We start from the raw sequence: 11,175 nt of genomic DNA on the forward strand, positions 1-11,175 counted from the left end.
TGATGGTTGACCCAGCCGCAGACACCGCAGCTGTAACGGCCGTCGAGCCCGGCGATCAGAGTTCCGCACTGCCGGCACTCCGCGTAGGTGATCTCGGGCCCCTGGGAGGGATGGCTCATTGGATCAACCTACCGTCGGCCGTCGCCGGGACAACCGCCGACGCCAGGTGAAAGCCCTGCTCATGGGATCAGACGCGTCATGGGATCAGCCGCGCCATCATCTCGCGCGCGTACTCCTCGTCGTACACCGCGTCCGTGAGCAGCACCTGGAGACAGATCCCGTCCAGCAGCGCGACCAGCGCCCGCGCGGTGACGGGATCGATCCGCCGGGACAGCACCTCGGCGACCGCGACGCACCACTCCGCCGCGACCGGGCGCAGCGCGGGCCGCCGCAGCGCCGCGAGATACAGCTCGTACTCCAGCTCCACTCCCGTGCGCTCCCCGGCGAGCCACTCGCCGGTGAAGCGCGCCAGCTCAGCGGCGACATCGCACTCCGGATCCGCGAGGGCGCCGCTCTCCCGGATGGCGGCGGCGAAGCTCTCGTTGGCCTGGCGCAGCGCGGCGATGAGGAGTTCGTCGAGGGAGGCGAAGTGATACGTGGTGGAGCCGAGCGGCACATCGGCCTCGGCGGCGACGGTGCGATGGCTGAGCCCGGCGATACCGGCGCGCCCGACCACCCGGATCGCCGCGTCGATGATGCGCTGGCGCCGTTCGGGATCGTAACGCCGGGTCATCCGTGGGCTCCTCCCAGATTGAGCACGAGGACGCCCACGATCACGAGGGCGATACCCGCCAGTCTGGCCGCGTTCACGGACTCGTTCATGAAGACCATGCCGATGACGGCGATGGCCGCCGTGCCCGCGCCGGACCAGATCGCGTAGGCGGTGCCCACGGACAGGGTCTTGAGCGTCTGCGCGAGCAGCGTGAAGGCGAGCAGATACCCGGCCACGGTGATCAGTGAGGGCCAGAGCCGCGTGAAGCCCTCGCTGTACTTCATAGCCGTCGTACCGGCCACCTCCGCCGCTATCGCCGCGGCCAGCAGTCCATATTCCATGCGTACGAGTGTACGCATCGATACGTACGTGCGTACGTAAACTGCCTGGCCAATCTCCATGCGCGGCGGATACGGTGTGCCGTCCGCTGGGACGAGGACGAACGGGGGGTTTGGTCGTGACGCAGGGCATGGGGTGGGACGGAAACGGTCCACACGGAAACGGTCCGCAGGGCCCGTACGGGAACGGACCGTACGGCGGCGGGCCGCAAGATCCGTACGGGAACGGACCGTACGGCTGGGGCGGCTGGACACCGCCTCCCGCGCCTCCCAAGCCCGGAGTGATCCCGCTCGCGCCACTCGGTCTCGGTGACATACTGGGCGGCGCCTTCGCCACCATGGGCCGCTACTGGAAGCCGCTCTTCGGGCTGGCCGCCCTGGTGTACGGTGCCGCCGCCCTCACGGTCGGAGCCGCGCTGGCGGTCGCGTACGGCGCGGTCGGCGACCATCTGCACCGGGCTGTCGACGTGGCCTATGACGCCGAACCGTCCTGGAACGACATCCGGCCGCTGCTGATCGCCTTCGGCTGTGTCTGGGCCCTCGGGATACTGGCGCTGCTGGCCGCCAACACGCTGGTCCAGGCGGCCTGTCCGGCGATAGTCCAGAACGCGGTCCTCGGCCGGCGGACCACTCTGCGCGAGATTTGGCGGCGCGCCTCGGTGCGCGCGCCCGCGGTGCTGGGCGCGGCGGTCCTGAGCTGGCTGATCGCCCTCGTACCGCTGGGACTGTTCACGGCGGCGGTCACCACCTCGCTGTTCTCACTCGCCACACTGGACGAATCGAGCCGGGCCGCCTGGCTGATCCCGGGAGGCTTGCTGGGCGCACTCGCGCTCGCGCCCGCGGCGATCTGGCTCTGGGTCCGCTTCAGCCTGGCACCCGCCGTCGCCGTGATCGAATCCCGTGGCCCGATAACGGCCATGACCCGCTCGGCACATCTGGTGCGCGGCGCCTGGTGGCGGATCTTCGGTATCTCTCTGCTGGCCTTCGTGATGGCCGCCTTCGCCGGAGTGGTCTTCCAGCAACTCGTCAACACACTCGGCCTGTTCCCCGGCGTGCTCAGCACGGGCAACAACAGCGACGACCTCGCCGCAGGACCGGTCCTCGTCGCCCTCGTCAGCTATCTGGCACTGTCCATGGTCGGCCAACTCATCAGCCAGATCGTCGTGACGACCTTCCCTCAGCTCGTACTGAACCTGCTCTACGTGGACCAACGCATCCGCACCGAAAACCTGGCCCCCACCCTCACCGAAGCAGCGGCCACAACCACCCCGCCGGCCTGACGCATTCCTTGACGCCAGGGCTTCCGTGTATCGCGGGCGTATCGAAAATCGCATACGCCACCGCAACTGCCCTCCGTCTCCAATGGGCGCCATGAACCACAACGCATCCCTGTCAGCACCGCCCCGCCGCACGCGCGGGATCGTGCTCCTCGGCCTGGCGGTCCTCGGCATGGCGAGCGCCCTGTTCGTCATGCGGCGGCCGCTCATGATGTCCGCTCCGATGTGCATGGCCGGGCGGTGGCACGGCTGCTTCGACACGTTCAACGGTGTGGTGCTCATGACGTTGGCCGCGCTGCCGTTGGCCGCGCTGGTGGTGTGGGCTCTGGCGCGCCGTCGGCGTGCCGACGGTGTCACATCGGCGTGGCGGATGCCGCTGGCCGAGGTGGGCATGGTTCACGGGACGGTGCCGTTCCTGTGGCTGACGATGATGCCGGGCGGCGGGGCCGGCACCGTCCCCGCCCGGGTGAGCCTGGTACCGCTGCGGGACCTGGTCACGATGGGGCCGCTCGGGATCGTCGGCAACCTGCTGGTCTTCGCGGCGCTGGGTTTCTTTGCCCCGATCCGGTTCGCGGCGCTGGCGTCCGTGCCGCGGATCCTGGCGCTCGGGGCGGGCTGCTCGGTCCTGGTCGAAACCGCGCAGTACGTGCTGCGGCTGGACCGGGTGTCCTCCGTGGACGACGTACTGGTCAACGCCGCCGGCGCCGTACTGGCCGCGCTGGCGTCGCGCCGCTGGTGGCGCACTACGGCGCAAGCGCCGTCGGGCCGGCCTCGCCCCGCGCCGGCACCGGCGGGCTGAGCCGCGTGTCCGGTGTGCACCCGTCTTTGCACACGTCCGCGCACACGACTTTGCATACGTCGGCGATATGTTGTGCCGCTTACGCTTCGGACATGCGCGTACTGATCGTGGAGGACGAGCCCTACCTGGCCGAAGCCGTCCGTGACGGTCTGCGGCTGGAGGCGATCGCCGCCGACATCGCCGGCGACGGCGACTCCGCCCTGGAACTGCTCGGCGTCAACTCCTACGACCTCGCGGTCCTCGACCGCGACATCCCCGGCCCCTCCGGCGACGAGGTCGCCCGGCGCATCGTCGCCTCCGGCAGCGGCATCCCGATCCTCATGCTCACCGCTGCCGACCGGATCGACGACAAGGCTTCCGGGTTCGGGCTCGGCGCCGACGACTATCTCACCAAACCGTTCGAGCTGCGGGAGCTCGTCCTGCGGCTGAGGGCGCTCGACCGCAGACGCGCGTACGCCCGGCCCCCGGTCCGCGAGATCGCGGGCCTGCGGCTCGATCCCTTCCGCCGGGAGGTCTTCCGCGACGGCCGCTATGTCGCGCTCACCCGCAAGCAGTTCGCCGTGCTGGAAGTCCTCGTCGCCGCCGAGGGCGGGGTCGTCAGCGCCGAAGAGCTGCTGGAACGGGCCTGGGACGAGAACGCCGACCCCCTCACCAACGCCGTGCGCATCACCGTCTCCGCACTGCGCAAACGGCTCGGCGAACCATGGATCATCGCCACGGTGCCCGGTGTCGGCTACCGGATCGACACCGGTATGGACACCATCGCCCCCGGCAGGAACACCACCGGCCCAGGCATTACGCGTGCCTAGGCGACGCCCAGGGCTCAGCGCCCGGCTGAAACTCACGCTCAGCTATGCCGGATTCCTCGCCGTCGCCGGCTCTCTCCTGCTGGCCGTGGTGTGGATGTTCCTGCTGCGCTACGTACCCGACAACCCCAAGGGCCTTCTCGGGATCTCGCCCAACCGCTACCTCCTTGTGCACACCTTCGCTCCCGCCGCGGCCGTGGCGATGGTCTTCCTGCTCGTGTTCGGCCTCCTGGGGGGATGGATCCTCGCCGGCCGGATGCTCGCACCACTCACACAGATCACGGAAGCGGCACGGATAGCCGGGAACGGGTCGCTGTCCCACCGGATCCGAGTGAAGGGCCGCCAGGACGAATTCCGTGAACTCTCCGACGCGTTCGACTCGATGCTCGAACAACTTGAGTCCCATGTCGCCGAGCAGCGGAGGTTCGCCGCGAACGCGTCCCACGAACTGCGCACCCCGCTGGCGATCTCGCGCACGCTCCTCGACGTCGCCCGCAAGGACCCCTCGCGGGACCGGGGCGAACTCGTCGAACGCCTGCACGCTGTCAATGCGCGGGCGATCGACCTCACCGAGGCCCTCCTGCTGCTCAGCCGCGGCGACCGCCGAAACTTCACCCGCGAGAGCGTCGACCTCTCCCTCCTCGCCGAAGAAGCCGCCGAAACGCTGCTTCCCCTCGCCGAACAGCGTCGGATCACGCTCGACGTCACCGGCGCGGCGGCCCGGACCAGCGGCTCCGCGGAGCTCCTGCTGCGGATGGTGATGAACCTCGTCCAGAACGCCGTCGTCCACAACCTCCCCGCCGGCGGCACCGTGACGGTCCACACCGAGGCGCACGGCGACACGAGCGTGCTGCGGACCGAGAACACGGGCCGTCGGCTCCCACCGGAACTGGTGCCGACCCTCACCGAACCCTTCCAGCGCGGAACGGAACGCGTACGCACCGACGAGCATGCCGGCGTCGGCCTCGGCCTGGCCATCGTGCACAGCATCGTCCGCGCCCACGACGGGACCCTCGACCTCGTCCCCCGCCCCGCCGGTGGTCTCCTCGTCACGGTCCGGCTTCCCGGCACGCCGTAGGCATCGCCCCCGAGCAGGACCACCAGGACAGCCTCTGGCCCCGTGCCGTCACCCGGCGGTCACGAGGCCGCCTACGCGGGCAGCGCGCCGCTCTGTGCCGCCTTGCGGTGCCGCGCGGACAGGCGGGAGCCGGACTCGCGGCGGGCGGCACGGCGCAGGAGGGGCACCGCGAGGAGGAACCCGAGGACCGCCCAGGCGGTCAGGACCAGCGCGACCATGGGCAGTTCCCAGGAGCCGGCCGCCTCGGCGGTCCGTGCCGTGTCGGGGAGCAGCGCCGAACGCAGGCCCTGTGCCATCCACTTGAGCGGGAAGACCGCGGCCACCTGCTGGACCGGCACGGGCAGCGAGGTGATCGGGAACACCGTTCCGGAGGTGAACAGGAGCCCCATCGTCGGCAGCATGATCAACGCCAGCGCCTCGCGGGGATTGGGCAGTACCGCTCCTATGGCCGCGCCCAGCGGTACGACGGCGAGCAGCCCGAGCGCGGTGACCCATAGCAGCGTCAGCCAGTCGGCAGGACCGTGCGGCAGTGGCCCGTCCACCAGCAGCGCCGCGGCAGCCAGGAGCAGGGCCAGGGTGCCGACCGCCACGACGACCACCAGCAGGCACTTGGCGACGAGGTAGGCCGGTATCCCGCCGGGCGTGGCGCGCAGCCGCAGCAGGGTGCCCTCCTCCCGCTCGGTCACGAGCATCTGCGGGAGATTGATCAGTCCGATCTGGAACAGCAGGTAGGCGGCGAAGCCCGCCAGCACCAGATGGGCCATCGGCGTTCGTGTGCCGGGCACATCGTCACTGACGTAGGCGGCGACGAGCAGCGCGACAACCACGTTGGTCAGATGGCCGGACATCTCCTTGCCGTTGCGCAGGAGGTGCCGCAGCTCGATACCGCCGCGCTGAAGACCGGCACGCCAACTGTTGGACGTGGGCTTTCTCCTGGGCGTGTTCCTCATGCGGCCTGTGCCTCCTCGTCCGCGTCGCCGTCCGTGCCGTCGGCCTCCCGGTGCACCATGTGCAGGTATGTGTCCTCCAGCGTCGGGCGGCGGACCTCCAGGCCCGCGATCGGGCCGTCCGCGTGCCGGTGGAGTTCCCAGACCAGCCGTGAGGGGTCCTCGGTGCGTTCGCGGCGGGACGTCCCGTCGTCGGCCGTCCAGCGGACCTCGGCCCGGGCGGCGGCCCGCCGGGCCAGTTCCGCGGGCGTGCCGCAGGCCCGGATCCGGCCGCCGACCAGCATGGCGATCCGGTCGGCGAGCCGCTCGGCCTCCGCCAGGTCATGGGTGGTGAGCAGGACGGTGACGCCCTCGTCGCGGGCCAGCCGTTCGACCAGGACATGGAACTCGTGCCGCGCTTCCGGGTCGAAGCCGGTGGTCGGCTCGTCCAGGAAGAGGAGTTCGGGACGGCCGACGATGCCGAGCGCGACGTCCAGCCGCCGACGCTGCCCGCCGGACAGCCGGTCCACCTGTCGGCCGGCCTGGTCGGTGAGGCCGACCAGGGCCAGCAGTCCGGCCGGGTCGCGCGGGTCGGGGTAGTACATGGCGAAGTGCGTCAGCAGTTCGGCGACCCGCCAGCGGCGGTGGTCGCGCCAGGACTGCAGGACCAGTCCGATCCGGCCGCGCCACGCGTCGTCGCCCCGCTCCGGGTCCGTACCGAGGACGCTCACCTCACCGGCGGAACGCCGCCGGAAGCCCTCCAGGATTTCGACGGTGGTGGTCTTCCCGGCGCCGTTGGGTCCGAGCAGCGCGAAGACCTCGCCGCGGTGGATGTCCAGGTCGACGCCGTGGAGGACATCGATGTCGCCGTACGACATCGTCACGTCGCGCGCGTGGACGACGGGCCGGCCGTGTGTGTGCTTCGGCGTCATCGACCTGCCCCCGAGTGATGTCGCTGTGGTGATGTTTCGGTCGCCGCCGGAGGACCGGCGCCCTCGACGATCGCCCGGAGCGCCGCGACGTGCCCCTCGAAGGCGGTACGGCCACGGTCCGTCAGCCGTACCCTGGTGCGCCGCTTACGGCCGCCGCCGTCCTTGTGGAGCTCTAGATACCCGGCTTCCTCCAGGGTGTGCAGCTGTTTGGAGAGCGCGGAGTCGCTGAGCGAGAGGCTGTCTCGGACGAACGCGAAGTCCGCCCATTCGGTGGCGGCGAGCAGCGCGACCACCGACAGCCGGGTGGCGGGATGGATCAGCTCGTCGAAGCCGGCGGGAATGCTCATCGGTCCGCCCCCGCGCCTGCGGCCTGTGTGCCGCGGTCCCGCACCGACCCGGCCGCCCAGCGGCTCGTCGGCCCGACGAACAGCACGAACACCGTCGCCGAGACCGTGGCCTGGATCAGACTGCCGGACATCGGCTCCAGCGAATCGACCAGACGGCCGGACAGCAGGGTCGTCCCGCCGGTCACCACCGCTCCCGCGGCAAAGGTGCCGAGCATCCGCCGGGAGTACCGGGTGTGGTGCAGGCGCACCCGGCTCCGGCGGTTGTGGAGCACGACCAGCACGCTCAGCAGCGCGACGTACGCGGCGAGGACCAGTCCCACGCCCCACCCGGGCAGGTCCAGGCCAAGACCGGCCAGGAAGAGCCACATCAGCGCGGCCGTGCCCCAGGTGGTGCCCCAGCCGCCCGCAGCGGACCGCTCGACCTCGTCGTACACCCGCTCCTGCGGCACTCGGATGCGCTGTAGGTCTCTCCATGCCTGTTCGGCATCCACCGGCGTGCTCATGCCCCTTGCCCTCCCGTCCCCGCTTTACTTGCCTACAAGGAAAGTACCTTTGACTTTCCTCGTAGGCAAGTCAGCGGTCCCCGCCGGTGCCGGCACCGGCGCGGACCATGGAGAAGGCCGGCCCTGCCTTTCAGCCCGCGACCGTGGACAACGCCGGATCCGGCTGCGCCGGGATCTCCGCCGTTGTGTGCGGGCGTTCGCGCAGGCTCATCGCCAGTCGCAGTACGGCGATCCAGACCAGGCAGGAGCCGAGCATATGGGCGCCGACCAGGACTTCCGGGGTGTCGGTGAAGAACTGCACATAGCCGATGGCGCCCTGGGCGAGCAGGACCAGCAGCAGTTCGCGGGCGCGCGCCCGGGTGTCGGCGGGCGCGTCCACGACCCGGAGCACCAGCCACATCGCCACGGCCAGCGCGCAGACGAGCCAGGCGAAGATCGCGTGCACATGCGCGGCGTCGACCCAGTCGAAGGGCATACGCGGCACATCGCTGCTGTCGCCCGCGTGCCGGCCCGAGCCGGTCACCGTCGTACCCGCCGCGATCAGTACCACCGCCGCGCCGGTCAGGGCCCAGGACAGCGTGCGTACGGGACGAGGGACACGCGGCCGGACCGTGCCGTCGCCCTCGCGGGTGCGCAGCCAGGTGAGGGTGGTGACGGTGAGCAGGGCGGTGGCGAGCAGGAAGTGGCCCGCCACGGTCCAGGGGTTGAGGCCCATCCACACCGTGACGCCGCCGAGCACGGCGTTGCCCATGACGATCCAGAACTGGGACCAGGCGAGCCGCGTCAGTCCGTGCCGCCGGGGCTTCGCCGAGCGCACCGCGACGATCGCCCAGCCGACCGCCGCGCACAGGACGTACGTCAGCATCCGGTTGCCGAACTCGATCGCACCGTGGATGCCCTGCTCGGGCGTGGCGAACAGACTGTCGTCCGTGCACTTGGGCCAGGTGTCGCAGCCGAGGCCGGAGCCGGTCAGCCGGACCGCGCCGCCGGTGACGACGATCACCACGCTCATCACAACGGCGGTGAGCGCGGCGCGCTGGACCGTCCGGGGTGAGGGTGTCCAGCGCTGGGCGATATGGGCGAGGGGGGTCAGCACGGAAACCATCGTAGGCGGGAGCTTGTGCAGGTTTTCACGAGGGGTCCGTGCGCCGTCCGTACGCCGGTTTCGGGGTGCTCTCGGGGGCTGCGTACGCCGTGTCCGTACCGCGCGGGAGGCTTGTACGGCCCGCCCGTACGGGTCACTCCCAGCGGAAGAAGACCGCCGCCGCGCCGAGGCCGAGCGCCGCCCAGCCGGCCAGCAGACCGAGATCGCCCCAGGGCACCGCCGCGCCCTGCTGGAGGACGTCCCGCAGTCCGTCGGAGAGCGCCGAGATCGGAAGCAGCCCGAGCACCGACCGGGCCGCGTCCGGGAACTTGTCCAGCGGCACGATCACTCCGCCGCCCACCAGAAGCAGCAGGAAGACCAGATTGGCCGCGGCCAGTGTCGCCTCCGCCCGGAGCGTGCCCGCCATCAGCAGACCGAGCCCGGAGAAGGCCGCCGTACCGAGCACGAGCAGCAGCGCGACGGCGAGCGGGTTGCCGTGCGGGGACCATCCGAGCGCGAGGGCTATCAGCGTCAGCAGCGCGATCTGGAGCACCTCGGTGACCAGCACGGAGAGCGTCTTGGCGGTCATCAGGGCCCATCTGGGCAGCGGTGACACGGCGAGCCGCTTGAGCACGCCGTACCGCCGCTCGAAGCCCGTGGCGATGGCCTGTCCGGTGAACGCCGTGGACATCACGGCCAGGGCGAGCACACCGGGCGCGAGGAAGTCCACCGCCTCGTCCGCGCCGGTGTCCACGATGTCGACCGTCGAGAACAGCACCAGCAGCAGCGAAGGGATGATCACGGTCAGCAGGAGCTGCTCACCGTTGCGCAGCAGCAGTTTCGTCTCGAACGCCGTCTGCGCGGCGATCATACGGAGCACGGGAGCGGCGCCGGGCGCCGGAGCGTACGTACCGGCACCCGCGATGCCACCGGCCCTCACCCCGCTCGTCGCGCCGCTCGTGGAGGCGCTCGCGCCGCTCGTCGTATCGGCGGTCATGAACGCAGCTCCTTGCCGGTCAGTTCGAGGAAGACGTCCTCCAGCGTGTGCCGCTCGACGGCGATCCCGTCCGGCATCACACCGTGCTGCGCGCACCAGGAGGCCACCGTGGCGAGAAGCTGCGGATCGACCGAGCCGCTGATCCGGTACGCGCCCGAGGTCAGCTCGGCGGCGGCGGTGCCGTCGGGCAGCGCCTTCAGCAGCGAGCCGAGGTCCAGTCCCGGGCGTCCGGTGAAGCGCAGGGTGTTCTCGGCGCCGCCTCGGCACAGCTCCTCCGGGCTGCCCTGGGCGATCACCCGGCCCGCGTCGATGATCACGACATCGTCGGCCAGCTCCTCGGCCTCGTCCATGAAGTGCGTGGTCAGTACGGCGGTGACGCCGTCGGCACGCAGTTCGCGGACGAGCTCCCAGGTGGAGCGGCGGGCCTGCGGATCGAGCCCGGCGGTCGGTTCGTCCAGGAAGACCAGCTCCGGGCGGCCGACGACGGCCAGGGCCAGCGCCAGCCGCTGCTGCTGGCCGCCGGAGAGCCGGCGGTAGGGAGTACGGCCGCAGTCGCCGAGGCCGAGCCGTTCGGTCAGCGTGTCCACATCGAGCGGACGGGCGTGCAGCCGGGCCATATGGCGGAGCATCTCGTCGGCGCGCGCGCCGGAGTACACGCCGCCGGACTGGAGCATCACGCCGATGCGCGGGCGGAGCCGGGCCGCCTCGGTGACGGGATCGAGACCGAGGACGCGTACGGTTCCGGCGTCGGCCCGGCGGTAGCCCTCGCAGATCTCGACCGTGGTGGTCTTGCCCGCGCCGTTGGGACCGAGCACGGCGGTGACCGTACCGGCGCGTACCACCAGATCGAGACCGTCCACCGCGGTCTTGGCGCCGTACCGTTTGACCAGGCCATGGATCTCGACGACGGGCTCTCCGGGGGCCGGGGCCGCGGCGGGACCGCAGTCGGACAGGGAGCCACCCGGGAAGCTGCTGCGCATGGCGGGAAGTGTATGCAGTGTCGGCCGAGCCCCGGCCCGCGGGGCCGAAAGGGGCCCTCGGGGGGGCCGGAAACCCTTGTCCCGTACGGCAGGACGGCAGCTTGTTAGGTAACCCTAAGTGATAAAGCGCACCGTCGGCCGCTGCGGACCGTGGTTGTCAGTGCCGCCGGAATTACGCAACAATGGCGTTGTGAAATACGTCGGCGAGGCTTCCCAGGAGGAACTCGCGACCGGTGAGCACTCCACTCGCAACCGGGTCGCGCGCTCCATCCTGGACCACGGCCCCTCCACGGTCTCCGAGCTGGCGGGGCGCCTCGGGCTCACCCAGGCCGCCGTCCGCCGTCATCTCGACGCCCTGGCCGCCGATGCCGTCGTGGAGCCGCGCGAGCAGCGCGT

Annotated in this window: 14 protein-coding genes; 5 read left to right on the top strand and 9 right to left on the bottom strand. The window is 70.9% G+C overall.

Annotated elements, in window-relative coordinates:
• Window positions 1-196: 196 nt before the first annotated feature.
• Both GA0115259_RS00050 and GA0115259_RS00055 read right to left on the bottom strand, forming a co-directional pair.
• Complete coding sequence (locus tag GA0115259_RS00050; protein ID WP_093588948.1) at window positions 197-733, bottom strand: TetR/AcrR family transcriptional regulator; 537 nt, start codon at window positions 731-733, stop codon at window positions 197-199.
• On the bottom strand, window positions 730-1,053 hold the full coding sequence (locus tag GA0115259_RS00055) for a DMT family transporter (RefSeq protein WP_093588966.1): 324 nt from the start codon (window positions 1,051-1,053) through the stop codon (window positions 730-732). Before GA0115259_RS00055 ends, GA0115259_RS00050 begins: the two co-directional genes overlap by 4 nt.
• Window positions 1,054-1,169: 116 nt before the next feature.
• Between GA0115259_RS00055 and GA0115259_RS00060 the strand changes: the two genes are divergently transcribed.
• The 4 genes from GA0115259_RS00060 (at window position 1,170) to GA0115259_RS00075 (ending at window position 5,010) form a co-directional block, all read left to right on the top strand.
• The gene (locus tag GA0115259_RS00060) at window positions 1,170-2,330 is read left to right on the top strand and encodes a DUF7847 domain-containing protein (protein WP_256097851.1); all 1,161 of its coding nucleotides are present in this window, start codon (window positions 1,170-1,172) and stop codon (window positions 2,328-2,330) included.
• 91 nt (window positions 2,331-2,421) lie between these two features.
• Complete coding sequence (locus tag GA0115259_RS00065) at window positions 2,422-3,126, top strand: VanZ family protein (protein WP_093588970.1); 705 nt, start codon at window positions 2,422-2,424, stop codon at window positions 3,124-3,126.
• 92 nt (window positions 3,127-3,218) lie between these two features.
• Window positions 3,219-3,935, top strand: coding sequence for a response regulator transcription factor (locus GA0115259_RS00070; RefSeq protein WP_093588950.1), 717 nt, complete (start codon window positions 3,219-3,221; stop codon window positions 3,933-3,935).
• Window positions 3,928-5,010: a sensor histidine kinase gene (locus tag GA0115259_RS00075; protein WP_093588952.1), complete on the top strand. Its 1,083-nt coding sequence runs from the start codon at window positions 3,928-3,930 to the stop codon at window positions 5,008-5,010. The genes GA0115259_RS00070 and GA0115259_RS00075 overlap by 8 nt, the downstream gene beginning before the upstream one ends.
• Window positions 5,011-5,081: 71 nt before the next feature.
• Here GA0115259_RS00075 and GA0115259_RS00080 read toward each other — a convergent pair whose 3' ends face one another.
• The 7 genes from GA0115259_RS00080 to GA0115259_RS00110 all read right to left on the bottom strand — a co-directional run bounded on the left by GA0115259_RS00080 (window position 5,082) and on the right by GA0115259_RS00110 (window position 10,779).
• Window positions 5,082-5,960, bottom strand: coding sequence for an ABC transporter permease (locus GA0115259_RS00080; protein ID WP_093588954.1), 879 nt, complete (start codon window positions 5,958-5,960; stop codon window positions 5,082-5,084).
• Window positions 5,957-6,868 (bottom strand): ABC transporter ATP-binding protein, encoded by a 912-nt coding sequence (locus GA0115259_RS00085; protein WP_093588956.1) that lies wholly within the window; start codon window positions 6,866-6,868, stop codon window positions 5,957-5,959. Before GA0115259_RS00085 ends, GA0115259_RS00080 begins: the two co-directional genes overlap by 4 nt.
• Window positions 6,865-7,215, bottom strand: coding sequence for a transcriptional regulator (locus GA0115259_RS00090; RefSeq protein ID WP_093588958.1), 351 nt, complete (start codon window positions 7,213-7,215; stop codon window positions 6,865-6,867). Before GA0115259_RS00090 ends, GA0115259_RS00085 begins: the two co-directional genes overlap by 4 nt.
• A complete protein-coding gene (locus GA0115259_RS00095; RefSeq protein ID WP_176732375.1) occupies window positions 7,212-7,718 on the bottom strand; it encodes a hypothetical protein in 507 nt (168 codons plus the stop codon). The genes GA0115259_RS00090 and GA0115259_RS00095 overlap by 4 nt, the downstream gene beginning before the upstream one ends.
• A 130-nt stretch (window positions 7,719-7,848) precedes the next feature.
• On the bottom strand, window positions 7,849-8,823 hold the full coding sequence (locus tag GA0115259_RS00100; protein WP_093588960.1) for a COX15/CtaA family protein: 975 nt from the start codon (window positions 8,821-8,823) through the stop codon (window positions 7,849-7,851).
• A 133-nt stretch (window positions 8,824-8,956) separates the two neighbouring features.
• Window positions 8,957-9,673 (bottom strand): ABC transporter permease, encoded by a 717-nt coding sequence (locus GA0115259_RS00105; RefSeq protein ID WP_237539643.1) that lies wholly within the window; start codon window positions 9,671-9,673, stop codon window positions 8,957-8,959.
• Window positions 9,674-9,795: 122 nt separating this feature from the next.
• Window positions 9,796-10,779 (bottom strand): ABC transporter ATP-binding protein, encoded by a 984-nt coding sequence (locus GA0115259_RS00110; protein ID WP_093588964.1) that lies wholly within the window; start codon window positions 10,777-10,779, stop codon window positions 9,796-9,798.
• A gap of 190 nt (window positions 10,780-10,969) precedes the next feature.
• On the opposite strand from GA0115259_RS00110, the gene GA0115259_RS00115 reads away from it, so the two are divergent.
• The coding region (locus GA0115259_RS00115) for an ArsR family transcriptional regulator (protein ID WP_141716401.1) at window positions 10,970-11,175 on the top strand (206 nt) is incomplete at its 3' end.

The sequence above is a fragment of the Streptomyces sp. MnatMP-M17 genome (assembly GCF_900091995.1).
GTDB lineage: Bacteria > Actinomycetota > Actinomycetes > Streptomycetales > Streptomycetaceae > Streptomyces.

What these genes read in the sequence shown, in the direction of transcription:
- GA0115259_RS00085 (WP_093588956.1), bottom strand. Translation starts at nt 6,868, where the DNA reads ATGACGCCGAAGCACACACACGGCCGGCCCGTCGTCCACGCGCGCGAC.
- GA0115259_RS00110 (WP_093588964.1), bottom strand. Translation starts at nt 10,779, where the DNA reads ATGCGCAGCAGCTTCCCGGGTGGCTCCCTGTCCGACTGCGGTCCCGCC.
- GA0115259_RS00100 (WP_093588960.1), bottom strand. Translation starts at nt 8,823, where the DNA reads ATGGTTTCCGTGCTGACCCCCCTCGCCCATATCGCCCAGCGCTGGACA.
- GA0115259_RS00070 (WP_093588950.1), top strand. Translation starts at nt 3,219, where the DNA reads ATGCGCGTACTGATCGTGGAGGACGAGCCCTACCTGGCCGAAGCCGTC.
- GA0115259_RS00095 (WP_176732375.1), bottom strand. Translation starts at nt 7,718, where the DNA reads ATGAGCACGCCGGTGGATGCCGAACAGGCATGGAGAGACCTACAGCGC.
- GA0115259_RS00105 (WP_237539643.1), bottom strand. Translation starts at nt 9,673, where the DNA reads ATGATCGCCGCGCAGACGGCGTTCGAGACGAAACTGCTGCTGCGCAAC.
- GA0115259_RS00050 (WP_093588948.1), bottom strand. Translation starts at nt 733, where the DNA reads ATGACCCGGCGTTACGATCCCGAACGGCGCCAGCGCATCATCGACGCG.
- GA0115259_RS00065 (WP_093588970.1), top strand. Translation starts at nt 2,422, where the DNA reads ATGAACCACAACGCATCCCTGTCAGCACCGCCCCGCCGCACGCGCGGG.
- GA0115259_RS00080 (WP_093588954.1), bottom strand. Translation starts at nt 5,960, where the DNA reads ATGAGGAACACGCCCAGGAGAAAGCCCACGTCCAACAGTTGGCGTGCC.
- GA0115259_RS00090 (WP_093588958.1), bottom strand. Translation starts at nt 7,215, where the DNA reads ATGAGCATTCCCGCCGGCTTCGACGAGCTGATCCATCCCGCCACCCGG.
- GA0115259_RS00055 (WP_093588966.1), bottom strand. Translation starts at nt 1,053, where the DNA reads ATGGAATATGGACTGCTGGCCGCGGCGATAGCGGCGGAGGTGGCCGGT.